24 protein-coding genes are annotated in these 23,378 nt (G+C 67.8%); 11 read left to right on the forward strand and 13 right to left on the reverse strand.

The features are described 5' to 3' along the window. Positions 1-163: 163 nt before the first annotated feature. From AVR91_RS36120 to dnaA, 5 genes are all read right to left on the reverse strand, one after another. A complete protein-coding gene (locus tag AVR91_RS36120) occupies positions 164-730 on the reverse strand; it encodes a DciA family protein (protein WP_063276777.1) in 567 nt (188 codons plus the stop codon). 199 nt (positions 731-929) lie between these two features. Beyond that, positions 930-2,084 carry a DNA replication/repair protein RecF gene (gene recF / locus AVR91_RS36125; RefSeq protein ID WP_063276697.1) on the reverse strand — a complete coding sequence of 385 codons (1,155 nt, stop codon included), beginning with the start codon at positions 2,082-2,084 and terminating at the stop codon, positions 930-932. 9 nt (positions 2,085-2,093) lie between these two features. Next, complete coding sequence (gene gnd, locus AVR91_RS36130; RefSeq protein WP_037333975.1) at positions 2,094-2,984, reverse strand: phosphogluconate dehydrogenase (NAD(+)-dependent, decarboxylating); 891 nt, start codon at positions 2,982-2,984, stop codon at positions 2,094-2,096. Between the two features lie 38 nt (positions 2,985-3,022). Next, a complete protein-coding gene (gene dnaN / locus AVR91_RS36135) occupies positions 3,023-4,156 on the reverse strand; it encodes a DNA polymerase III subunit beta (RefSeq protein ID WP_020632653.1) in 1,134 nt (377 codons plus the stop codon). Positions 4,157-5,056: 900 nt separating this feature from the next. Then, entirely contained in the window at positions 5,057-6,691 is a 1,635-nt protein-coding gene (gene dnaA, locus AVR91_RS36140; protein ID WP_063276696.1) for a chromosomal replication initiator protein DnaA, read from the reverse strand. Between the two features lie 602 nt (positions 6,692-7,293). Between dnaA and rpmH the strand changes: the two genes are divergently transcribed. The 10 genes from rpmH to AVR91_RS36190 all read left to right on the forward strand — a co-directional run bounded on the left by rpmH (position 7,294) and on the right by AVR91_RS36190 (position 13,884). Then, positions 7,294-7,437, forward strand: coding sequence for a 50S ribosomal protein L34 (rpmH, locus tag AVR91_RS36145; protein WP_005154511.1), 144 nt, complete (start codon positions 7,294-7,296; stop codon positions 7,435-7,437). Positions 7,438-7,460: 23 nt separating this feature from the next. Next, the gene (rnpA, locus tag AVR91_RS36150; protein WP_063276695.1) at positions 7,461-7,844 is read left to right on the forward strand and encodes a ribonuclease P protein component; all 384 of its coding nucleotides are present in this window, start codon (positions 7,461-7,463) and stop codon (positions 7,842-7,844) included. Positions 7,845-7,848: 4 nt separating this feature from the next. Further along, the gene (gene yidD, locus AVR91_RS36155; protein WP_016338357.1) at positions 7,849-8,154 is read left to right on the forward strand and encodes a membrane protein insertion efficiency factor YidD; all 306 of its coding nucleotides are present in this window, start codon (positions 7,849-7,851) and stop codon (positions 8,152-8,154) included. Between the two features lie 4 nt (positions 8,155-8,158). Then, positions 8,159-9,262 (forward strand): membrane protein insertase YidC, encoded by a 1,104-nt coding sequence (gene yidC / locus AVR91_RS36160; protein ID WP_063276694.1) that lies wholly within the window; start codon positions 8,159-8,161, stop codon positions 9,260-9,262. A gap of 29 nt (positions 9,263-9,291) precedes the next feature. Beyond that, on the forward strand, positions 9,292-9,849 hold the full coding sequence (locus AVR91_RS36165; RefSeq protein WP_063276693.1) for a Jag family protein: 558 nt from the start codon (positions 9,292-9,294) through the stop codon (positions 9,847-9,849). Positions 9,850-10,060: 211 nt separating this feature from the next. Further along, on the forward strand, positions 10,061-10,738 hold the full coding sequence (gene rsmG / locus AVR91_RS36170) for a 16S rRNA (guanine(527)-N(7))-methyltransferase RsmG (RefSeq protein WP_063274178.1): 678 nt from the start codon (positions 10,061-10,063) through the stop codon (positions 10,736-10,738). A gap of 64 nt (positions 10,739-10,802) precedes the next feature. Continuing rightward, positions 10,803-11,732 (forward strand): ParA family protein, encoded by a 930-nt coding sequence (locus AVR91_RS36175; RefSeq protein WP_016338354.1) that lies wholly within the window; start codon positions 10,803-10,805, stop codon positions 11,730-11,732. Next, positions 11,729-12,745, forward strand: coding sequence for a ParB/RepB/Spo0J family partition protein (locus AVR91_RS36180; protein WP_063274177.1), 1,017 nt, complete (start codon positions 11,729-11,731; stop codon positions 12,743-12,745). The genes AVR91_RS36175 and AVR91_RS36180 overlap by 4 nt, the downstream gene beginning before the upstream one ends. An 84-nt stretch (positions 12,746-12,829) precedes the next feature. After that, on the forward strand, positions 12,830-13,501 hold the full coding sequence (locus tag AVR91_RS36185; protein WP_063274176.1) for an HAD family hydrolase: 672 nt from the start codon (positions 12,830-12,832) through the stop codon (positions 13,499-13,501). After that, a complete protein-coding gene (locus tag AVR91_RS36190) occupies positions 13,498-13,884 on the forward strand; it encodes a hypothetical protein (RefSeq protein ID WP_063274188.1) in 387 nt (128 codons plus the stop codon). The genes AVR91_RS36185 and AVR91_RS36190 overlap by 4 nt, the downstream gene beginning before the upstream one ends. Before the next feature lie 49 nt (positions 13,885-13,933). Here AVR91_RS36190 and AVR91_RS36195 read toward each other — a convergent pair whose 3' ends face one another. Further along, a complete protein-coding gene (locus tag AVR91_RS36195; RefSeq protein WP_063274175.1) occupies positions 13,934-14,884 on the reverse strand; it encodes a D-alanine--D-alanine ligase family protein in 951 nt (316 codons plus the stop codon). 35 nt (positions 14,885-14,919) lie between these two features. Continuing rightward, the gene (locus AVR91_RS36200; protein WP_043849273.1) at positions 14,920-16,239 is read right to left on the reverse strand and encodes an aminotransferase-like domain-containing protein; all 1,320 of its coding nucleotides are present in this window, start codon (positions 16,237-16,239) and stop codon (positions 14,920-14,922) included. Between the two features lie 194 nt (positions 16,240-16,433). Between AVR91_RS36200 and AVR91_RS36205 the strand changes: the two genes are divergently transcribed. Continuing rightward, positions 16,434-17,078, forward strand: a complete 645-nt coding sequence (locus AVR91_RS36205; RefSeq protein WP_026467184.1) for a GNAT family N-acetyltransferase — start codon at positions 16,434-16,436, stop codon at positions 17,076-17,078. A gap of 287 nt (positions 17,079-17,365) precedes the next feature. On the opposite strand, the gene AVR91_RS36210 is transcribed toward AVR91_RS36205, so the two are convergent. The 6 genes from AVR91_RS36210 to AVR91_RS36235 form a co-directional block, all read right to left on the reverse strand. Then, entirely contained in the window at positions 17,366-18,514 is a 1,149-nt protein-coding gene (locus tag AVR91_RS36210) for an N-acetylmuramoyl-L-alanine amidase (protein WP_063274174.1), read from the reverse strand. 251 nt (positions 18,515-18,765) lie between these two features. Further along, a complete protein-coding gene (gene trxA / locus AVR91_RS36215) occupies positions 18,766-19,089 on the reverse strand; it encodes a thioredoxin (RefSeq protein ID WP_007032253.1) in 324 nt (107 codons plus the stop codon). Between the two features lie 39 nt (positions 19,090-19,128). Beyond that, positions 19,129-20,124 carry a thioredoxin-disulfide reductase gene (trxB, locus tag AVR91_RS36220; RefSeq protein ID WP_063274173.1) on the reverse strand — a complete coding sequence of 332 codons (996 nt, stop codon included), beginning with the start codon at positions 20,122-20,124 and terminating at the stop codon, positions 19,129-19,131. Between the two features lie 215 nt (positions 20,125-20,339). Further along, entirely contained in the window at positions 20,340-21,128 is a 789-nt protein-coding gene (locus AVR91_RS36225; RefSeq protein WP_063274172.1) for a hypothetical protein, read from the reverse strand. Then, the gene (gene sigM / locus AVR91_RS36230; RefSeq protein WP_037333997.1) at positions 21,125-21,784 is read right to left on the reverse strand and encodes an RNA polymerase sigma factor SigM; all 660 of its coding nucleotides are present in this window, start codon (positions 21,782-21,784) and stop codon (positions 21,125-21,127) included. The genes AVR91_RS36225 and sigM overlap by 4 nt, the downstream gene beginning before the upstream one ends. A gap of 31 nt (positions 21,785-21,815) precedes the next feature. Beyond that, positions 21,816-23,372: a protein kinase family protein gene (locus tag AVR91_RS36235; protein WP_083737880.1), complete on the reverse strand. Its 1,557-nt coding sequence runs from the start codon at positions 23,370-23,372 to the stop codon at positions 21,816-21,818. Positions 23,373-23,378 lie beyond the last annotated feature (6 nt).

Raw genomic sequence — 23,378 nt, forward strand, 5'->3', positions numbered from 1 at the left:
TCTCCAGTGTACTTGGCCGCGTCCGCAGACATGCGGCAAGGACACCCCTGATTTGCTCACAGGCGCGCTAATTCGTTCGAAGAAGAGTCTTGACGTTCGCGAAGCACTCTGGAGGCGTTCTCGGCGCTTTAATGGGCACTGTCGCGGCGAAGCGCAACTCGGGTCAGCCGTACGTGTCACGCGGGCCGCGTCCCGGGACGTGCCGCGGCCCTTTCCGCCAGCTCGGCGCCGTCGGTCCCTGGATCCGCATCTTCTTCACCACGCCGTTCCCGACGCCCTTGGCGATCTTCGCCAGCAGCTGCCCCTGAAGCAGGCGAAGCTGCGTCGCCCACGCCGTCGAACTCGCGCGGACGGTCAGCTCGCCGTCCTTCAAGGCCACCGGCTGAGCGTGTTCGGCGACCTCTTCACCCACAAGCCGCGTCCAGCTCCCGAAGACCTGGCCGTTGGCCAGCCGCGTGTTCCAGCCGCGGTCGACCGCGATCCGAGAGGCGAGCCTGCCGAGCGGCTGCGGGTCGCGAGCGTCGGCGCCTGGTCCTGACCAGCGACGACGTCGCGGGCTTTGGCCGACCGAAGCGGCTCCCCCTCCGGTGATACGGCCGCGGCGCACGCCCGGTTCAACTCCACGGGCCTTGGCTTTCGCCTTCGCGGCGTCCAGCGCGGCGCGCGCGAGGTCACGCCCCGTCGCCGGTTCCTTGCTTTCGGTATCGGTTGCACCGTTCGATACCGCGATGGGTTCACGCTGCGTATCGAACAAGGCTCCCTCACTTGGGTCACCACCCGAGTGAGGGGTGTCAAGCCGCTTATCAGGCCCCTTGGTCACGCGGGGCGATAACGCTTTCCTGGTGTTATCCACACTGTCCACAGGTTTGTCCCCAGATCGGTGGGCAACTGCTGTGGCGCCGATCACCCGGGGTGTCCGCCGCGCGGATTCACCCTCGGTTGATCTCACCATCGGCCACGAGGAAGCGATGTCCGGCCAGTTCGGCGGGCACGTCCTCGTCCACGGCGGCGGTCACCAGCACCTGCTCGGCGCCTGCCGCCACCTCCGCCAGCCGGGCCCGGCGACGCCGGTCCAGCTCGGCGAACACATCATCCAGCAGAAGCACCGGTTCCCCGGCCTCGCCACGCAGGAGCTCGTAGCTTCCCAGACGCAACGCGAGGGCGAACGACCAGGACTCCCCATGGCTCGCGTAGCCCTTCGCAGGCGCTTCGCCGAGGATGAGATCGAGCTCGTCCCGATGCGGGCCGACCATGCTCACCCCACGTTCGAGCTCCAGGTTCCGCGACCGTTTCAGGGCCTCCACCAGCACTTCCTTGAGGACCGCTTGGTCGGCGCGAGGACCGTCCGGAGTGCCGTAGCCCTCCGGCATCGCTTCACCCAGGCTCGACTTGTACGCGATCTTCGCCGGTCTCGAGTCGGGCGCGACCCCCATGTACGCGGCGGCCGCGTACGGCGCGAGATCCGCGATCAGGTTGAGCCGCGCGGCCAGCAGCGCGGCGCCCGCCACCGACAAGTGGTCGTCCCAGACGTCGAGCGTCGACAACGCGTACGGGTCTTCGCGTCCCGTACGCCGCTTGCCCGCCGTCTTGAGCAGGGCGTTCCGCTGCTTCAGCACCTTCTCGTAGTCGGCGCGGACCCCGGCGTACCGGGGCGCGCGCAGCACGAGGAGTTCGTCCATGAAGCGGCGGCGCTCCCCGGGATCCCCGCGCACGAGCGCCAGATCCTCCGGGGAGAACAGCACCGTGCGCAGGATCCCGAGCACGTCACGGGGCTTGCCGACCGCGCCGCGGTTGACCCGCGCGCGGTTCGCCTTGCCGGGCGTGATCTCCAGCTCGACCGTCAGCTCGCGGTCCTCGTTGACCACCGCGACCCTGATGAGCGCGCGTTCGCACCCGTGCCGTACCAACGGCGCGTCGGTCGCGACGCGGTGCGAGCCCAGGGTCGCGATGTAGCCGATCGCCTCCAGGAGGTTCGTCTTGCCGCGGCCGTTCTGTCCGACGAGGACGGTCGGGCCGGGTTCGAGCGCGAGATCGGCTTGTGGCCAGGACCGGAAGTCGGTGACCTGCAGATGTCTTAAATACAACCCGCTCGCCTAGTCGCCGGCCTTCTTGACCGAGTGCCCGCCGAACTGGTTGCGCAGCGCGGCGACGGCCCGCATGGCGGCCGAGTCCTCCTGGCGCGAGGCGAACCGCGCGAACAGCGCGGCCGAGATGACCGGCGCCGGGACCGCGTTGTTGATCGCCTCTTCCAGCGTCCACCGGCCTTCGCCGGAATCCTCGACATAGCCCTCGAGGTCGTCCAGCTCCGGGTCCTCGTCGAGCGCGCGGACGAGCAGGTCGAGCAGCCACGAGCGGACGACGGTCCCCCGCTGCCAGCCCTTGATCACCGCGGGCACGTTCTCGACGACCTTCGCGGCTTCGAGCAGCTCGAAGCCTTCGGCGAAGGCCTGCATCATGCCGTACTCGATGCCGTTGTGGATCATCTTCGCGTAGTGACCGGAGCCGACGGCGCCGGCGTGCGAGAAGCCCTCGTCACGCGGACCTTCGGGGCGAAGCGCGTCGAAGATCGGCATGGCCTTCTCGACGTCCGAAGCCGCGCCGCCGACCATCAGGCCGTAGCCGTTGTCCTTGCCCCACACGCCACCGGAAACCCCGCAGTCGAGGTAACCGACCTTCTTGGCGGCGAGCAGGTCCGCGTTGATCCGGTCGTCGGTGTACTTCGAGTTGCCGCCGTCGATCACGAGGTCGCCCTCGGACAGCAGGTTGCCGAGCTCCGCGACGGTCTGCCGGGTCGGTTCGCCGGCGGGCACCATGATCCAGACGATCCTCGGACCGTCCAGTTTGGACACCATGTCCTCGAGTGAGGTGGAGTCGGTGACGTCGGGGTTGCGGTCGTAGCCGACCACCTCGTGACCGGCCGCGCGCAGCCGCTCACGCATGTTGAACCCCATTTTGCCGAGGCCGATGAGTCCCAGCTGAGCCATGAAGATCCCCTTTGGTGCGAACAGAAAGTGGCGGCCGGTCAGCCCGGGAGGCGAACCGGCATCAGGAGGTACAGGTAGCCGGGGACGACGTTGCCCTCCTCGTCGGCGGGCTTGATCAGCGCCGGCCGGTTCGGAGTGGTGAACGTCAGTTCCGCCCGGTTCGCGTTCAGCGCGCCGAGCCCGTCGACGAGGTAACCCGGGTTGAACGCGATGGTCACCGGCTCACCCTCGTAGTCGACCTGAAGCTCTTCTTCGGCCGAACCCTCGTCGTCGCCACCGGCGGACAGCCGCAGCGAACCGTCGTTGAACTCCAGCCGCACCTGGGTGCCACGCTCGGCGACCAGCGAAACACGCTTGATGGACTCGGCGAGCGCGGAGACCTCGATGACCGCGCGCGACGTGTGCTGCGCCGGCAGCAGCTGCCGGTACGGCGGGAACTCCGCGTCGAGGAGACGGGTCGTGGTGTAGCGACCGGAACCGGAGAGACCGAGCAGGCCTTCACCGCTGGCGAGCGCGAGCCGGATCTTGGCACCGCTGGCGCCGAGCGTCTTCGCGGCCTCGGCGAGCGTGCGCGCCGGGACGAGCACGGCGGCGTCGGACAGCCCCTCGGCCGGCTCCCAGGTGAACTCGCGCATGGCGAGCCGGAAGCGGTCGGTGGCGACCAGGGTCAGCGAGGAGCCGGAGATCTCCAGGCGCATACCGGTCAGCATCGGGAGGGTGTCGTCCTTGCCCGCGGCGACGACGACCTGGGTGACCGCCTGGCCGAACGCGTCACCGGTGAGCTCGCCTGCGAAGGCGGGCTGGGACGGGAGCTGCGGGTAGTCCTCGACCGGCATGGTCGGCAGGGAGAAGCGCGCGGACCCGCAGGTGATGGTCGCGCGGGCGCCGTCGACGGAGATCTCGACGGGCTGCGCGGGCAGTGACTTGGTGATGTCGGCCAGCAGACGACCGGAGACCAGGAGGCGGCCGCCGTCGGCGATGGTGGCCGGCACGCCGACCGTTGCGGAGACCTCGTAGTCGAATCCGGAGACGGTGAGGGCGTCACTCGTCCCGTCGGATCCCGCATCGAGCAGGACACCGCCCAGAACCGGGACCGGAGGCCGCGACGGGAGGCTTCTCGCCACCCACGCGACGGCGTCGGCCAGCCCGTCACGCTCGACGCGGATCTTCATGCGCGCTTCCTTTCGACAGCCGAGCCCCTGACGGCTCGAAAGCTCAACGGGTCACCTCGGCCGGAGAGCGCGATGGCCAGGTGCCTCGCAGGTGTGTTCGGTCCGTGCGAGGACGCGAACGCACGTCGACACGCAGACCAGGTGCAGGGACCCACGTTAGGCCGTCCCCGGGGTCCACGTCACCTCGGCCTCCCCTTGCTTTTGTCGACAAGACGACACGACTCCGGAGCTGTCCCCAACTTCGTCCTTCGCCTGTTTTTGTTTTGTTCTCTTCTAGAGAAGAAGAAAAGACAGCAGTAGTAATAGGTGTTGTGGATTGTGTGGACAAGGCTCGTTCGCGCAGGTCCGGGCGCTCGGAAGCCTGTGGACTCCGGGTGTGTACGGACGGTGGACAGCTGAGGGTGTCCGTGGATGGATTCGGGCGGCGCTCGATCTGTCCACAGTCATCCACAGTTGTCCCCACGGTTATCCCCAGTCGCGGGGCGGTTTGTACCCAGGGTTGTGGGCGGCGTTCGTGACCGGAATCGCTCGGGAGAGTGATCTGTGCAGCCCGCATCACCCTTGTGCACAAGATGTGGGCAACCTGGGGACAGCGTGTGGATCTTGGTGTGGAAATACTGTGGATTCCCTGTGAGTGCGATGTGGACGGAACCCCGGTCGCCGCAGCTCTCCGCCCCGCCGGAGTTGTGCACAAGCTGCCCACAGCATGTGGATTCCTTTGTACACAAGGAAAAACGCGAAGGCGACTCAAGCGCGCTTCGCCTCCTTCGCGCCCTTCGCCGCTTCTCCTCATGTACCCGTGCTTCGCGGCTCTACACGCGTTTCAGGCCTATGTGGACACGAAGAAGGGGCTCCCACCTGGACGGTGAGAGCCCCTGAAAAGCGTTGTGTACTAGAGGATTACTGCCGAGCGCGCTGTTTGATCCTGGAGGTCAGCTCCTGGACCTGGTCGTAGATGCGCCGTCGTTCGGCCATCTCCTTGCGGATCTTCTTGTCCGCGTGCATGACCGTGGTGTGGTCGCGGCCGCCGAAGGTCTGCCCGATCTTCGGGAGCGACATGTCGGTCAATTCGCGGCAGAGGTACATCGCGATCTGGCGTGCGGTGGCGAGCGCCTTCGTCTTGCCGGGGCCGCAGAGGTCGTCGAGCGTCACGTCGAAGAACTCGGAAGTGACGCCCATGATGGTCGGCGCGGTGATCTCCGGCGCGTGCGAATCCGGGATGAGGTCCCGGAGCACGATCTCGGCGAGGGCCACGTCGACCGGCTGCTGGTTCAGCGACGCGAAGGCGGTGACGCGGATGAGCGCGCCTTCGAGTTCCCGGATGTTCGCCTCGACGCGCGAAGCGATGAACTCCAGGACCTCGCCGGGAACCGCGAGCCGGTCCTGCGCCGCCTTCTTGCGAAGGATCGCGATACGCGTTTCGAGTTCCGGCGGCTGGATGTCGGTGATGAGGCCCCACTCGAACCGCGTGCGAAGCCGGTCTTCCAGCGTTTCGAGGCGCTTCGGCGGGCGGTCGGAGGAGACGACGATCTGCTTGTTCGCGTTGTGGAGGGTGTTGAAGGTGTGGAAGAACTCTTCCTGCGTACCTTCTTTGCCCTCCAGGAACTGGATGTCGTCGACGAGCAGGATGTCGATGTCGCGGTAGCGGCGCTGGAACGCGACCTTGCGGTCGTCGCGCAGCGAGTTGATGAAGTCGTTGGTGAACTCTTCGGTCGACACGTACCGCACGCGCATACCGGGGAACAGCCGCTGGGCGTAATGCCCGACGGCGTGCAGCAGGTGGGTCTTCCCGAGCCCGGACTCTCCCCAGATGAACAACGGGTTGTACGCGCGCGCCGGTGCTTCGGCGACGGCGACCGCGGCCGCGTGCGCGAAGCGGTTCGACGCACCGATGACGAAGGTGTCGAACGTGTACTTCTCGTTGAGCTTCGTCTTCGACGTCTGCGGCTGCGCCGGCGCGGTGTAGGGCTGGCCGGCGATCGGCTGACCGGAGAACGTCGGCCAGATCTCGGTCACGGCGGCGAGGGCCTCGCCCTCTTCGTCGACTTCTTCATCGCTGTCATCGCCATCGTTGAGGCTGTTGTCCACCGGCTGCTGCCTCGGCGGCCTGGGCTTCGGAGGCTCGGGCCGGGGCCTGGTCGGGGACAGCATGCCGTCACCCTCGGGCAGCGGAGGAGTACCCGGCACCGGGCCGGACCCGTTTTCCACCCGGCTGGGTGACGTCGGTTCGTAGCGAGGACCCGGCGAAGGCGGAGGCATCGGAGTGTGGGGCTCGGTGCTGTCGACCTTCACCGCGAGCGAGACCGCGCGGCCGAGCCGTCGCGAGAGGGCTTCGGTGATCGCGCCGCGCAGGGCGCGTTCGATCGCTTCCTTGGCGAAGTCGCTGGGGGCGGCGAGGAGCGCGGTGCCGTCGAGCAGGCCGATCGGCCGGGTCACCCGCATCCAGGCGCGCTGCTGCGGGGAGAGGGTGCCATCGGACAGCTCGCGCACGACCTGTTCCCAGATGACGCCAAGATTGTGCTGGTGATCGGACACCTGCCTGACTCCCCTCCCCTCGTCGGTGCGCTGCGGCGAGATCACTCAGCGGCCCGAACGCCGGGTCGAGCGTCATCATGGCCCGGTCGGCTCGTGCGCACAGCAAATATCCACATAGTTGTCCACAGCTGTGCACTAATGTACGGCGGCCCGCGGTGACGCCACCTGCGGGATCGTCGTATGCCGACGGGACGCCTCCACATCCCCAAGGACACCCGGGCGCCTGCACCGTTCCACCTCGGCGAAAACCCGGGAGGGGCACGCTAACAAGCCCCGCTCGTTGCCACAAGGCGTCCTCGCGCGCAAGCATTTCACGGTGTACGGCGTGTTGCCATTCGGTGCCCTCGCGTCGCCGGTGATCACTCTCCACGTACGGTCGCGGTCCGTGGTCGAGGGGGTGCCTGCCGGGCCCGGGCGGTGGGTGCGTACCCTCGTAAGGTCTCCCGTATACAGCGGGGGCGTTTCGCGTGCCCACGTTGTCGTCGCTCGACGTGACGAGGCCACACGTTGGTAGGAGACACCAGAGACTGCCGTGCGTCAGCACGACACGCCAGGAACGGGTCGAACCGTTCCCGGCGGCCGAGAAACAGGAGAAGTTAGTCGTGAGCAAGGGTAAGCGCACCTTCCAGCCGAACAACCGCCGCCGCGCCCGGGTCCACGGATTCCGGCTGCGCATGCGGACCCGCGCCGGCCGGGCCATCCTGGCGGCTCGCCGTCGCAAGGGCCGCGGCGCGCTGTCCGCCTGATCCGGCCGTCGTCGAGGGACGTCGTGCTGCCGGCCGCCGCGAGGTTGCGGCGCAGTGAGGATTTCCGTGCCGTGATGCGGCGTGGGGCCAAGGCAGGCAGGCGCCGCCTCGTCGTCCATGCGTTGACCACGGACCCGCCCGATGCCGCCGAAGCGGCGCGGGCGGGTTTTGTGGTGAGCAAGGCGGTGGGCAATTCGGTGGTCCGCCACCGGGTCACCCGCCGGTTGAGGCATCTCGTTTCCGCCAGGATCGGAACACTGCCGCCGGGCAGCACGTTGGTGATACGGGCACTACCTCCGGCCGCGGACGCGTCCAGCGCGGAACTCGGCTCGGACCTCGACGCGTCGTTGCGGCGTCTCGGGCTGTCCCGCCAGACGCGACCTTCCGACCACGGATCAGCGGTGTAACGGCATGCGAGCCACCGAGAACGAGACCACCGAAGACGCCCGCCCAGGCCCGGTGGCATGGGTGCTGCTCCTGCCCATCAAGCTGTACCGCAAGGCGATCTCGCCCTTCCTTCCTCCGGCGTGCCGGTTCTACCCGAGCTGTAGCGCGTACGCCGTCGAGGCACTGACCCGGCACGGCGCCGGCCGCGGCACCTATCTCGCGGTCCGGCGTCTGCTGCGCTGTGGCCCGTGGACCATGCCCGGCCGCGACCCGGTACCCGAGACGTTCTCGTGGCGCCACCGCCGACCTGAAACACCGATCGAGGAGTAGCTCAGTGCTCGACTTCATCTACTACCCCGTGTCCTTCATCTTGTGGTGTTGGCACAAGGTCTTCGGGCTCGTGTTCGGTGAGGCGAACGCGGTTTCTTGGGTCCTGGCGATCATCTTCTTGACGTTCACGGTCCGCGGCATCATGTTCAAGCCGTTCGTGAACCAGGTCCGGTCGATGAAGAAGATGCAGGACTTCGCGCCGGAAATGAAGAAGATCCAGAAGAAGTACGCGAACGACCGGCAGCGCCAGGCGATGGAGATGCAGAAGCTCCAGAAGGAGCACGGCGTCAACCCGCTGGGCAGCTGCCTGCCGATGCTGCTTCAGATCCCGGTCTTCATCGGTCTGAACCACGTCCTGCGGATGTTCACCATCAACCCGTACGGCGGGCCGAAGACCGAGAACTACTTCTTCGACCAGGCCGGTGTCGAGTCGTACGTCAACGCGAAGCTGTTCGGGACCAACCTCGGTGAAGCCATCTACACCGGTGTCGACATGGTCAGCGGCGGCAACACGGCCGCCGGCTTCCACTGGCACGTCGCCCCGGTCGCGATCCCGCTGATGATCGTCGCCAGCATCGCCACGCACCTCACCGCGCGTCACTCGGTCCAGCGCCAGAACCCCGAGTCGGCCACGCCGCAGACCGCGATGATGAACAAGCTGACGATGTACATCTTCCCGCTCGGTGTCCTCGTCTTCGGTGCCCTCTTCCCGATCGGTCTGCTCTTCTACTGGCTCGCCAACAACGGCTGGACCCTGATGCAGCAGCGTCTCGTCTACACGAAGATCGACAAGGAAGAAGAGGCCCGCAAGGCCGCCGAGAAGGAGAAGCGCTCCAACCTCGGCCCGAAGCCCGGCCAGAAGCCGACCGCGCCGCGCCCCGGTCAGAAGCCGGTCCAGCAGAAGAAGAACAAGCCGTCCTCCGGTGGTCAGGTCAAGAAGGCGGGCTCGCCGCACGGCTTCGCCCAGACCGGATCGTCCGCCGCGGAGAAGAAGGACGCCAAAGACGCAACAGCCGAGTCGTCGACGAACGGCTCGAAGGAGAACGGTGCGGACGTGCCCGGTCTCATCTCGGACTCGACTAAGAAATCGGGCCGGAAGCGTCGCTGACGCCGACCGGGCCGGAGAGGAGACCAGTAATGGCGGAGACGATCGACACGATCGACGCCGAGGAGAACAGCGCGCCCGAGGTTGAGGGCGCCGCTGAAGAGACCGCTCGCAAGGGAGGTGTCGACGACGACGTCCTCGTGAAGGAGGGCGACATCGCCGGTGACTACCTCGAGCGGCTGCTCGACCTTTTGGACTACGACGGCGACATCGACCTCGATGTCGAAGCGGGCCGTGCGATCGTCAGCATCGACGGCGGCGAGGACCTGGAGAAGCTCGTCGGTCCCCGCGGCACCGTCCTCGAGGCACTGCAGGAGCTGACCCGGCTGGCGGTGCAGCAGGAGACCGGTTCGCGGAGCCGGCTGATGCTGGACATCGCGGGCTGGCGCGCGGACCGCCGCGAGGAGCTCCGCGAGCTCGGTCGCTCGACCGCCGAGACGGTCGTCTCGTCCGGCGAGCGTGTCCGGCTTCAGCCGATGAGCCCGTTCGAACGGAAGGTCGTGCACGACGCGGTCGCCGCCGTCGACGGCGTCAAGAGCGAGAGTGAAGGAGAGGACCCGAAGCGCCGGGTCGTCATCTTCCCCGCCTGACGGTTACTCGAACGAAGCGGCCCGCCGGTCATCCGGCGGGCCGCTTCTTTGTGTCCGGGGTGAATTACAGCCGTGGGGTTTCACGTGAAACGAGGGAAGCCGAGTGGAGTTGTCCACAACTTCGGACTGTCTCCCCGTTTTGCGGTCGGCGTCATGGACAATCAGTGGAGCGCGTTTCACGTGAAACGGCGTCGAGGGTTGAGGAGCGAGAGTGGGCTTGGACGGGGTCGCCGCATCGGTACGGAATGCGGCGTCGGAAGTATTCGGAGACCGCGTCGAGCAAGCCGCCGGCTACGTCGAACTCCTGGAACGGCATGGCGTCGAGCGCGGGCTCATCGGCCCTCGCGAGGTCGACCGGTTGTGGGAGCGGCACGTCCTCAACTCCGCCGTGATCGGTGAGCGGATCCCCGAAGGCGCCCGTGTGGTCGACGTCGGCTCGGGTGCGGGGCTGCCGGGTGTACCGCTCGCGATCAGCCGACCGGACCTCGATATCGTTCTGCTCGAACCGATGGCTCGCCGGGTCGACTGGCTGGCCGAGGTTGCCGAGAAGCTGGAACTCCCCATCACCGTTGTCCGCGGGCGCGCGGAAGAGCGGCAGGTACGTGAGGAGCTCGGTGGCGCGGATGTCGTCACCGCCCGGGCGGTCGCTCCCTTGGCCCGGCTCGCGAACTGGTGCCTCCCGCTCGTGCGTTCCCAAGGCGCTCTGGTCGCCCTCAAAGGAGCGAGCGCTGGAGAGGAAATCGAACGCGATCGCGCCGACGTCCGGAAGGCCGGCGGCGGCGAACCGGAAGTCTTCGAGTGCGGCACCAAGGTGCTCGAGGTTCCGAGCACGGTCGTCGTGATCCACCGTCTGCCCCCGAAACCGTCTCGATCGCGCAGGCGTAGCTAGACCGGTTCCACGTGAAACAACGCAGAACGACTCTCACGTCCACTACAGAGGAGGCTCGAGACCGGTGACTCCCCCGCCGTCCGACCCTGCGAGCGCCGGCCAGGAACTCGGCTGGACGCCCATCGCCGAAGAAGCCGTCCGCGCCGCCAGCGTGCTGCACCCCAAGGAGGGTGCGCTCCCCCGGCCGAACCGTCGGCGGGTGCTGACGGTCGCCAACCAGAAGGGCGGCGTCGGCAAGACGACGAGCACGGTGAACCTCGCCGCCGCCCTCGCCGTCCACGGGCTCAAGACGCTCGTGATCGACCTGGACCCCCAGGGCAACGCGAGCACCGCGCTCGACATCGACCACCGATCCGGCACGCCGTCGATCTACGAGGTGCTGATCGGTGAGGTGTCGCTGGCCGAGGCGGCGGCGCAGAGCGAGCAGTCGCCCAATCTCTACTGCGTGCCCGCGACCATCGACCTCGCCGGTGCCGAGATCGAACTCGTCTCCATGGCGTCCCGTGAGATGCGGCTCAAGGAGGCGCTCTCGTCCGAGATCCTCGACGAGATCGGCGTCGACTACGTCTTCATCGACTGCCCGCCGTCGCTCGGTCTGCTGACCGTCAACGCGATGGTCGCCGCGCAGGAGGTGCTGATCCCGATCCAATGCGAGTACTACGCGCTCGAAGGTCTGGGGCAACTGCTGAGCAACATCGAGCTCGTTCAGGCGCACCTGAACCGCGAACTCAGCGTCTCCACGATTCTGCTCACCATGTACGACGGCCGGACGAAGCTGGCCGATCAGGTGACGAACGAGGTCCGAAACCACTTCGGGGACACTGTTCTCAAGACGGTGATCCCGCGCAGTGTGAAGGTCTCCGAGGCGCCCGGATACGGGCAGACCGTCCTCGCGTACGACCCGGGTTCGCGGGGCGCGATGAGCTACGTGGACGCGGCGAAGGAGATCGCCCAGCGCGGAGTGGAGATGAAGGAAAGGAGCGGTACGGCATGAGCGAGCGCAGAGGGGGGCTCGGGCGCGGGCTCGCCGCCCTGATCCCCACCGGTCCGCCGCCGGGTTCCGCGGCTCCGGCCGAGAACGGTTCCCCCGTCCCCGCCGCTCCCCCGAGCAAGCCCGCGGGGCCGGATGACAAGGGTTGGTTCGCGGCCAACGGCGCGGCCGGTTCGCACGGCGGAACGGTCGCCGGCGCGGTCTACCGCGAGGTGCCGGTCAGCCAGATCAAGCCGAACCCGAAGCAGCCGCGGCAGGTCTTCGACGAAGACGCGCTCAACGAGCTGGAGCACTCGATCCGCGAGTTCGGGCTCATGCAGCCCATCGTGGTCCGCGAGCTCGGCAACGACGAGTACGAGCTCGTCATGGGCGAGCGGCGGCTGCGTGCCTCGCAGCTGGCGGAGCTGGAGGCGATCCCGGCGATCGTCCGCCAGACCGCCGACGAGGCGATGCTGCGCGACGCGCTGCTGGAGAACATCCACCGCGTTCAGCTCAACCCGCTCGAAGAGGCGGCCGCGTATCAGCAGCTGCTCGACGAATTCGCGGTCACGCACGAGGAGCTGGCGAGCCGGATCGGGCGCAGCCGCCCGGTCATCACGAACACGATCCGCTTGCTCAAACTCCCCCTCGCGGTCCAGCGACGAGTCGCGGCCGGGGTGCTTTCGGCGGGCCACGCGCGGGCGCTGCTGTCTCTCGAGGACGCCGACAGTCAGGAAGAGCTCGCCGCACGGATCGTCGCGGAGGGCATGTCGGTCCGCGCGACCGAGGAAGCCGTCACGCTCAAAAAGAGCGAAAAGCCGGCCAAGCCGAAGCCCGCTCCCCGCAAGCCGATCCAGGCGCCCGGTCTCCAAGAACTGGCGAACCGTCTTTCGGACCGATTCGACACTCGGGTGAAGGTCGACTTGGGTCGTCGCAAGGGGCGGATCACGCTCGAATTCGGCTCCGTTGACGATCTTGAACGCATCGTGGCGCTCATGGATCAAAATCAGGCAAATCGGGCATCGGAAACCGATTAGGGATCACCCCGGGTCGTTTTGTCACGGTGACGATAGCTGAGTGTTGACGATTCGGTGACGTTGAGTGCTTGACTGGGGGCAAGTGTGAAGGCGCTTTTCGGCGGTCGAAATCCGCGCGCGGTCGTCTTCGATTGCGACGGATTGCTCATGGACACCGAGCCGTGTTGGTCCGTCGCCGAGACCGAACTGTTCGCGCGGCGCGGGCTCCCCTTCGGCGCGGACGAGAAGGCATTGGTGATCGGCAAGTCGCTCCCGGCCGCCGCCGACGCGATGGCGGAGGCGTTCGGTGAACCGGATGCCGGCGCCGAGATCGCGGACGAGTTGCTGAGGTTGGTGACCGAAGTCGTCACCGCGAAGGCGGAGGCGATGCCCGGCGCGCGTGAGTTGGTCGAACTGGCCGCCGCCGCCGTACCGGTCGCCGTCGCGAGCAACTCGCCCCGAGCTCTGCTGGACGCCGCGCTCGCTCGCGGTGGCCTCGCGGAAATGTTTCCCGTGAAACTGGCCGCCGACGAGGTGACCGCGCCGAAGCCGGATCCGGAGATGTACTCGACCGCTTGTGTCCTCCTGAACGTCGAGCCTGCCGACGCGCTGGCGTTCGAGGACTCCATGACCGGCCTCCGATCGGCGCGAGCGGCCGGCGTACCCGTCATCGGGGTGCCCACGTTGAAGCACCAGGACTTCCCCGCCGATGTCGTGATCGGCTCCCTGCGCGACGAAGAGCTGTTGTCGTGGGTGCGCGGATGGCCCCGGCGATGACCGGCCTCCCCTTCGTCCGCTTCCAGAGTCCGACCCGCGATGAACGAGGGAACTTCACCGGGGTCTTCGGTCTCGTCAACGGGCTCGCCCGCGCCGGACGCCTCACCGTCGAGCAGGAAGCGTTCCGCCGGACGAACAACGACTGGTACGACGCGAACTTCATCAACCCCGCGCGCACCGACCCGAGCGTCTACGACGCGGAGGTCAATCCAGGGGCCGCGGCGTGGTTCAAGGCGACCGCTCGCGTCTTCATCGAGCGAGTCGATGGCTACCTGTCGATCCTGGAGACGCACGAAGTTCCGTGTGAAACCGTCTGGTCGGCGAACCCGGGACAGGTCGTCTACGAGGACGAGCACCAGATCGTCGTCGTGGCCCGGCAATAGAAAAAGAGGACTTGCCCGCAGCGGGCAAGTCCTCTTCGCCGAATCCGATTCAGCTCTTGCGGGAAATCGCCCGTCCGACGAGGTCGGCGAAGACCGAGCCGAGGGTGGAGCCGGCCGCCTCGATCGCCACGGGCACGATCGACGTCTCGGTGAGACCCGGCGAGGGGTTCACCGCGAGGAAGTGGACCGTGCCGTCGTCGGTGATCACCGCGTCGGTGCGTGAGATGTCGCGCAGCCCGAGTTGCCGGTGCACGGCGACGGCCAGCTCGCCGACCGCCTTGGCGGCGTCGTCGGGGATCCGCGCGGGGGTGAAGAAATCGGTCAGCCCGGCGGTGTAGCGGGCGGTGTAGTCGTACACGCCGCTCTCAGGCACGATTTCGACCGCCGGCAGGGCCTCAGGTCCCTCTTCGCCTTCGATGACCGTCACGGCCACCTCGACGCCGGAAACGAACTTCTCGGCGAGGACGGTGTCGCCGTAGGCGAAGCAGCCCACCATCGCGCCGGGCATTTCCGCGGCTTCCCTGACGACCTGGGCGCCCAGCGCCGATCCACCCTGGTCGGGCTTCAGGATCATGGGCAGCCCCAGCGTGTCGACCATCGAGTCCAGCACGGCTTGCGCGCCGAGCTCGCGGAAGGTGCTGTGCGGCAGCACGACCCAATCCGGCGTGGTGAAGCCGGCGTCGGCGACGAGTGCCTTGGCCGTCGGCTTGTCCCACGCGCGCCGGCAGCCTCGCGAACTGGTGCCGACGTAAGGCACGTCGAGCATCTCCAGGATCGTCTGCACCGCACCGTTCTCCCCTTCACCACCGTGAAGGGCGACGATGGCCGCGTCGGGCCGCTGGGTGCGAAGGCGTTCGAGCAGACCCGCGTCGGTGTCCCATTCTTCGACGATGAGACCTTCCGCCCGCAACGCGACCGAGAGCCGGCGCCCGGAGCGGAGGGAGACGTCGCGTTCGTGGGAAAGGCCGCCTGCGAGTACGGCAACGGTGCGGTCGACCACCGGGACTCCTTTGTACTTTGGGGACGTCCGGTCGATCAGACCGTGTCCGGAGAGGGGTTCTGCGGCCCCGAGATCGAGCGTGGGCTCGCGTTACCGAAGGTACGCGCCAAGTCCATTTCGGACTCGAGCACCGCGGCGAGCCGCCGGACGCCTTCGCGGATCCGTTCGGGTGTCGGGTAGCAGTAGGAAAGACGAAGCTGTCTGCTGCCGAAACCGTCGGCGTAGAAACCGGTTCCGGAGGCGTACGCGACCCGGGCCGTGACGGCCCTCGGCAGCATCGCCTTCGTGTCCACGCCTTCGGGGACGGTCATCCAGACGTAGAAACCGCCATCGGGTTTGGTCCAGCTGCAGCCGGCTGGCATGTGCTGTTCGAGCGCGGACAGGATCGCGTCCCGGCGCTCCCGGTAGTTTTCGCGGAAGGTCTTGATCTGACCCATCCAGTCGTGAGTCGAGAGGTATCGCGACACGATCAACTGGTTAAGCGTCGGCGGACAAAGCGTCGCGGACTCGGCCGCGAGCACGAGCTTCTCCCGGACGGCGTGGGGTGCGAGCACCCAGCCGACCCGCAGGCCCGAGGCGAATGTCTTCGAAAAAGAGCCCAGGTACACGACGTTGTCGGGATCGATCGAGCGAAGCGCCGGGTACGTCTGACCGCTGAAGCCGAGCAGACCGTACGGGTTGTCCTCGACGATGAGGATGTCGTTCTCGCGGCAGATCTCCACGATCTCCGCGCGCCGCTCAACGGCCAGTGTGACGCCGCCGGGGTTGTGGAAGTTCGGGATCGTGTAGAGGAACTTGACCCGGCGGCCCGCTTTCCGCGTCTCCGCGAGCGCGGCGCGCAGCCCCTCGGGGACCAGGCCGTGGTCGTCCATCGCGACGTGGACGACGTCCGCCTGGTACGCGGCGAAGGAGCCGAGCGCGCCGACGTACGACGGGCCCTCGGCGATGATGACGTCGCCCGGATCGCAGAACAGCCGGGTGACCATGTCGAGCCCCATCTGGGAGCCGACCGTCACGACGACGTCGTCCGGGTGGGCCTTGATGCCTTCGAGGGCCATGATTTCGCAGATCTGCTCGCGCAGGGCGGGGACGCCGTGCGCGGAGCCGTACTGGAGCGCGACCAGGCCGTCCTCGGCGATGAGCTCGCCGACCTGCGCGGACAGTGTGTCCAGCGGGAGCGCCGCGAGGTTCGGCATCCCGCCGGCGAGCGATACCACTTCGGGGCGGCTGGCCACCGCGAACAACGCCCTGATCTCGGAAGCAGTCATCCCGGCCGTACGCGCGGCGTAGCGGTCGAGGTGAGGGTCGAGGTTGTGGCGGCCGGGCTCCGGCCGGACAGGGCGGTTCTCGGTCATCAGGCGCTTCACCCGGCTTCGAAGTGGACATAGTCGCTACCGACTGGTAGTTCCATCGAGTGTAACCACCCTCCCTCTAGGGGCCCTGGCCTTCCGGTGTTCATCACATCGGCCTATCCTCGGTCTGGACCCCTTCGGTGAGCCCTGCTCGGGACAAGGCTGCGTCGGGTGTCGTCATTCAGGGAGGTTTGTCTGTGTCGCGTCGCGTCGTGGGCGTAACCCTGGACAACCTCGAGCACCTGCCCAAGAGCTGCCGCCGCTGCGTGTACTGGGAGCTGGCGCCGCATCTGAAGGCGCAGGCCGAGGAATACGGCGCGACCGAGGTCGAAAAGGAAGCTTGGGTCTCCAGCGTGCTGCTGGAGTGGGGTTCCTGCGGCCGGATCGTCTACAGCGACACCTTGCCCGTCGGTTTCGTGCTCTACGCGCCGCCGAACGCCGTGCCGCGCTCGCTGGCCTTCCCGACTTCGCCTCCCGGCCCGGACGCGGTCCTGCTGACCGCCTTCCAGGTGCTTCCCGAATTCCAGGGTGGCGGACTCGGCCGGATGCTGGTGCAGGCCGTCGCGAAGGACCTCACCAAACGAGGTGTCCGCGCGATCGAGGCCTTCGGGGATGCCAAGCCCGACGAGACCGATCCGGACGGCGGGCACAGCTGTGTGCTGCCTGCCGCGTTCCTGCAGAGCGTCGGGTTCAAGACCGTGCGGCCGCATCCGCGGTGGCCGCGGCTGCGACTGGAACTGCGGTCGGCGATTTCGTGGAAGGAAGACGTGGAGGCGGCCCTCGAGCGGCTGCTCGGCCAGGTCTCCATCACGACGGCCGAGCCGAGCCTGGGCCGCGCCTGACCCTCTCCGCCGGCGCCATTTAGCAGAGTTTTCGAGCGCGCGCAGCAGCCATCCCCCGGCCTGGGGACAGCTGTGGGTAACCCGCCGAGTTATCCACAGATCGCTGATAGGAGCGGTGGAAAATCTGTGGATGGGTAGGCTGGACCTGGGGACGCCCCCCGGGAAGGGCGGGGGCTGCGCGCCGGGTGGATCTAGGGGTGGCGTGCTCGGCCGAGAGGGCACACAACCGGTTGTGCCGAGGGATTCGGCGGAGGGATGTGCGCCCGCGTGCGGGTGTGGAGGACTGGCTACTCCGCTTTGGCGAGTTCGTGGGCCAGGACGTCCGCGAAGGTGAACGTGCCGGTCGGCTGGTCCCCTTCGCCGAGCAGATACAGCCGCTTCACGGCGACCAGGATGCCTTCGGCGACGACGTCGCGGAAAGCCGGGTCCGCCAGTTTGCGGCTGTCTTCCGGGTTGGTCAGGTAGCCGATCTCGATCCGCACCGCCGGGCAGCGGGTACGGGTGAAGATCTCCCAGGTCTTGTAGTGCGTGCGGCAGTCGAGCATGCCGGTGCGGGCGGCCAGCTCACGCTGGATGAAGCCCGCCAGCAGCTCGCCGACGGTCGACGTGGTGCCGTTGCCGGTACCGAAGTGGAAACTCGCGACCCCCTGCGCCTTGGGCGAGGAGTTCTTGTCGTTGTGCAGCGAAAGGAACAGGTCGGCGCCCGCCTCGTTCGCGAATTTCGCCCGGTCGCCCTCGCTCGGGCTCTGGTTCGGGCCGCGCGAGATCAGCGCCTCCATGCCGGTCGCCTGCATCCGGCCTTCGAGCCGCCGCGCCAGGTCCCAGGCGATGTCCGCCTCACGCAGGCCACCGGCGACGACACCGAGGTCCTCGCCGCCGTGGCCCGGGTCGATCACGATGCGCTTGCCGCGCAGCCGGGGACCCGCCTGCCGCACCTGCTCCTGCTCACGCAGGAAAACGGGGCGGCCGCCGCGGGCCCGCGGCGAGGAGAGCCGGTGCAGCTCACGGATGGTGGCCGGGCCGCACATACCGTCGGCGACCAGGCGCATGTCGCGCTGGAAGGTCTTGAGCGCGCGTTCGGTCTGCGGGCCGAAATGCCCGTCCGGGCGGCCGGCGTCGAAACCGAGTTCGGTCAGCCGCTCCTGGAGCGCGAAAACGTCGTCACCCTGCATGGGGGCGGAGAACATGTAGGTCAGCGGGCGGCTGCCCAGATGGAAGCCCGCGCCGCGAAGCGCCTGATAGGTCGCCGGGCCCACCAGGCCGTCGGTGATGAGCCCACGGCGCTGCTGGAACGCCCGGACGGCGTGTTCCATCGCCGTGTCGAAGACCTCGTACTCCCCGGATTCGGTCACCGGCGGGAGCAGCTCCATCGCCGCCAGCGTGGACCTGATCTCGGCGACGTCCGGTCCGGCGTCACCGCGGCGGAGTACCCGCATGCACTCCTCGCTCTTCCCTTTGGGGCACCGATCGAGCTCGATGCACGACTATGAAAACCCTGCGGGGCGAACCCCGGTGCTCTATTGTGCCCTGTGAACTCTCGGTGAGCGCGGAGGCCCGGTCGGTGCGTCAAGTCGCCGTTCGTGGAACTCGTCCAGGCGTTCCCGTAACAGGGAGTTTTACCCATTCCGGCGAACGACGAAACCCGGAGCCTGAGCAGGCCCCGGGTTTCGGCTGGTGAAACGCGAGATCAGAGGACGTCGGCGAGGTCCGAGAGCAACGCGGCCTTCGGCTTGGCGCCGACGATCTGCTTCACCGGCTTGCCGCCCTGGAACAGGATCAGCGTCGGGATCGACATCACCTGGTAGTCACGCGCAGTGTTCGGGTTCGCATCGATGTCGAGCTTCGCGATGGTCAGCTTCTCGCCGTTCTCCGCCGCGATCTCCTCGAGCACCGGGGCGACCATCTTGCACGGGCCACACCAGGTCGCCCAGAAGTCGACCAGGACGGGCTTCTCGCTCGTCAGCACGTCGTCGACGAAGGTCTTGTCGGTCACCGTCACGGTGTTGGCCATGGTGTCTCCTTCTGGGGGTGGTGAACGGGCTGGGAAAAGTCAGTTGGTGGTGGCGCCGTAGCCGCCGCCGACCAGCTCGGGCGTCTCCTGGGCGGCCTCGACCCCGGCGTGCTCCGCCAGCCATCGTTCTGCATCGATGGCGGCCGCGCAGCCCGAGCCCGCGGCGGTGATCGCCTGCCGGTACGTGCGGTCGACCAGGTCGCCGGCCGCGAAGACACCGGGGAGGTTCGTGTACGAGGTCCGGCCCTGGGTGAGCACGTAGCCGTCCTCGTCGAGGTCCACCTGACCGCGCACCAGTTCGCTGCGCGGGTCGTGCCCGATCGCCACGAAGAACCCGGTCACGTCCAGCTTGGACTCCTCGCCGGTCACCGTGTCCTTGAGCGTCAGGCCCTCGACCTTGCCCTCACCCTCGACCCCGGTGATCTGCTTGTTGAGCGCCCACTTGATCTTCTCGTTCTCGCGGGCGCGCTCCAGCATGATCTTGGAGGCACGGAACTCCTCGCGACGGTGGACGATCGTGACGGACTTGGCGAACTTCGTCAGGAAGGTCGCCTCCTCCATCGCGGAGTCGCCGCCGCCCGCGACCACGATGTCGTGGTCGCGGAAGAAGAAGCCGTCGCAGGTGGCGCAGGCCGAAACACCGCGGCCGAGCAGTTCCTGCTCGCCGGGCACGTTCAGATAGCGGGCGGCGGCACCCATCGAGAGCACGACCGCGCGGGCGGCGTAGCGCTTGCCGTTCGCGACGACGTACTTGACGTCACCGGTCAGCTCGACGGACTCGACGTCCTCCTGGCGCAGGTCGGCGCCGAAACGCTTCGCCTGCTCACGCATCTCTTCCATGAGGTCGGGGCCCTGGATGCCTTCGCGGAAGCCGGGGAAGTTCTCGACCTCCGTCGTCGTCATCAACGCACCGCCGAACTGAGTGCCCTCGAACACCAGCGGTTCGAGCTGCGCTCGTGCCGCGTAGACAGCGGCGGTGTATCCCGCAGGACCCGACCCCACAATGATCAGGTTCCTGATCTCCTCGGCAGCCACCCGTGACCTCCGCTCGTAGTGACCTGTTCACCAGGCTCAACACGATCGTAAGGGCCGGTGTTCCCGTGGTGACCGGCGCTACTTTCTCCCGCCTTGCGCCACGGCGGAGATCCGACCTCTAGCGCCGCTAGGAAAACTAGCGTGGTAGCAAAGGTCCCCCGCTCCCCCGGAATTGGGGCTGGTGGGGAGCGGGGGACCAATGAGGTTTCGGCCGGTTACTTCGCTCCGATGATTTTGTCGAAGAGGACCGACGGGTTGCCCGGGCCGCAGTCGGCACCGAAGGCGACGATGCGGAACTGGGCGAGTTTGCCTGTGGTGTAGATCACCATCACGCCGTCCTTGCCCGCCACGTTCACCGGCCGGATGCCCTCCGGCCGCACGTCGGCGTCCATGCCGGCAGCGGCGACGCACGCGTCGAGGCGCTCTTCGGTCTTCAGTGAGCCGAAGTCGCGGACGCCGATCGCCTTGCCGACGAGGGCTTCGGCCCCTCCGCCGTCTCCGCCGACCGAAGGTCCGGCAGGAGCCGAAGGCGCCGGCTGGGCGATACCGCCCGAATCCGGCTCCCGGGTGGTCGGGACGACGATCGCCACGGCGGCGATGGCCGCCGCGGCAACCGTCGCTATCCCGGCGCCCCAGCCGATCCGTTTGTTCCGCCGCCGCCGTGCGGCCGCGAGGTCCACCACCGGGGCGACCTGCTCCTGCTGCCTTTCAGATGCGCCTTGAAACGCAGGCGTCGCCCGCATTTCGGCGGCCAGCGCGGCATCGATCCGTGCCGCGTACTCGGCAGGCATCGGAGCGACCGGCTCGTTCGCGAGTTCCGCGAGGTCGGCCGTGGTCGCTTCCAGTGCTTCGATGATCGCCAGTGCTTCGGGGTCGGCGTTCACCAACGGCCAGAGTTCGGCCGCCTCACGCTCGTCCAGCACACCTGCGTGCAGGTCGGCGAGCACATCGACAGACCACGGCGGACCGACGGTCCCACCGATCCCCCTGCTCTCGTCTGTCATCGTCCCTCCCCGTCACCCGGCGTGCCCTGAGGACGCCTGGCACCCCGTTGCGGGGTAGCGCGCTCTCGTTTGCTTTCGTGAGTTGGGACGTTCGCAATAGCATCGGGGTTCCGTAGATGTCCGAGAACCTTCGCGAGCTTTCCGCGACCTCGGGCACACCGGCTCTTGACCGTGCCCTCGGCGATGCCGAGCATCTTCGCCGTCTCGGCGACGGAGTATCCCTCGACGTCGACCAACACGATCGGGGCACGTTGCTCTTCGGGGAGCTGGTCGAGGGCTTCCTTGACGACCAGGCTCGTCTCGCGCTCGGACATCGAGTCGCGCGGCGAAGCCGGCTCGTTGAACTGCCCGGTCTCGGGCAGCGGGACGGTCGGTCTGGCCTTGCCCCGCCGGATGCGGTCGAGGCACGCGTTCACGACGATACGGTGCAACCACGTCGTGACCTGCGATTCCGCTCTGAAGTTGCCCGCTGCTCGGAACGCGGAGATGAAGGCGTCCTGCAGGGCGTCCGCGGCTTCTTCCGGATCCCGCAAGGTGCGCAGGGCCACCGCCCACATGCGGTCTCGATGTCGCTGGACCAGTTCACTGAACGCGTGCGGATCCCCAGCGGCATGCGCCGCTATGAGATCCGCGTCCGTGGGAGCTGCAGCTGTCACCCGGGAGAGCCTACTGACCCGGTGTCTGACGTCACCCCGCAGGCAGGAAGGTCAGCTCTTTGAGTTCGGTGACCAACTTTCCTTTGTCATCTTCACCCAGCTGAGTGATCCAGATGATGAAGTACTGACCCTGCTGAGGCTGCTGCAAAGCGATGGTCGACTCGCCCGCCGCGAGGTCCCCGCTCCCGACGACCTTCGTCTCGTCGAGTTTCGGGTTCTTCTTGTCGGCGGAGCGGATCTCGACCTTCGAACCGGCGTTCGCCGCGTCGATCTTGACCTGGCTCAGGTTGATCGGGTCCTTGAACGTCACGACCAGCCCGACACCGTCCTTGAGCACCGGGAACTGCTCGTCGTACTGGTCGGTCTTCCACGAGGTGACCGAGTCGCCGTCGGTGGCGTTCCTGGCCTTGCCGGGGCTGTCGCCCTTGCTGCCCGGGTTGTAGACGGCCACGGCCGACGGCTTGACCGCGGCACCCACGGCGGGTGCCGGCGGCTTCTGCGCGGGCGGCTGCTGTTCACCCGGGGGTGGCGCGACCTGTGAGGACGACGCGGCGACGTTGATCTTCGGGCCGCTGGACTTCGATTCGCCCTGGAACAGGTTGATCAGCATCATCCCGCCCCAGGCGAGGATGACCACGGTCGCGACGACCAGCACGGTCACGCCGAACGCCAGCTTCTTGCGCCGCGCGACGTCCTTGACCGGTTTCTTCGTCGTCCAGACCGTGCCGTCCGATTCGGCGACGGCCTCTTCCTCGCCGACGGCCTTGATCAGCTGGGTGCGTTCCTCGGCTTCGGCGACCTGGTCCAGCACGCGCAGGATCGCCGCGCTGGTGCGGATGCCGCCGTGGCCGCCGTCCTCGATGGTGCGGACGGCGAGCGAGGACAGCTCGACGGGCACCGTCGGGACCAGCGAACGCGGCGGGATGACGCGGCCGGTCGGCGCGTGCGGCGCCGCCGGGATCGCGGCCGGGCCGCCGGGAAGCGCCCAACGGCCGGTCAGCAGCAGGTACAGGACGGCGCCGAGTGCTTTGACGTCGTCGCGAAGAGTCGCTTCGGGCAACGGGCCCGGGAAGGCGAGCTTCAGCGCGCCGTCCGGGGTGAGCCGCAGACGCTGCGGGTGGTCGAGGCCGAGGACGAGACCGTTCTGATGGGCATGGTCGACGGCTTCCGCCAGTGCCTGCACCATCCGGGCCGCCGCCGCGGGCGCCACCGGGCGTTGCGCCACGAGGTCGACCAGGTCGCTGCCCTTGGTCCATTCCGCCACGACGACACCGAGCAGGCCTTCGCTCGAGGTGACGCCGCTGCCGAGACTGAGCACGTCGAGGACGCGCGCGACCCCGCCGTGGCCGAACTTCGAGGCGTGCGCCGCACGCTCCAGCGTCCGGCGCGCGAGCCGGGCGGCTTCCGCGTCCGCGGGGTCGCCGACCAGCAGCGTCAGCGCGACATCTCGCTTCAGCTGCCCGTCTCGGGCGCGCCAAAGATGCGCGGCCGCCCGCTCGTCCACCCCGAACTGTGCGAGCAGGCGATACCGGCCGTCACCGACGACCCGGCCAGGGGCCAGCGACCCGCCTTGGGCCCGGATGCCCACCTGGCT

This window comes from Amycolatopsis keratiniphila subsp. keratiniphila, from assembly GCF_001620365.2.
Lineage (GTDB): Bacteria > Actinomycetota > Actinomycetes > Mycobacteriales > Pseudonocardiaceae > Amycolatopsis > Amycolatopsis keratiniphila.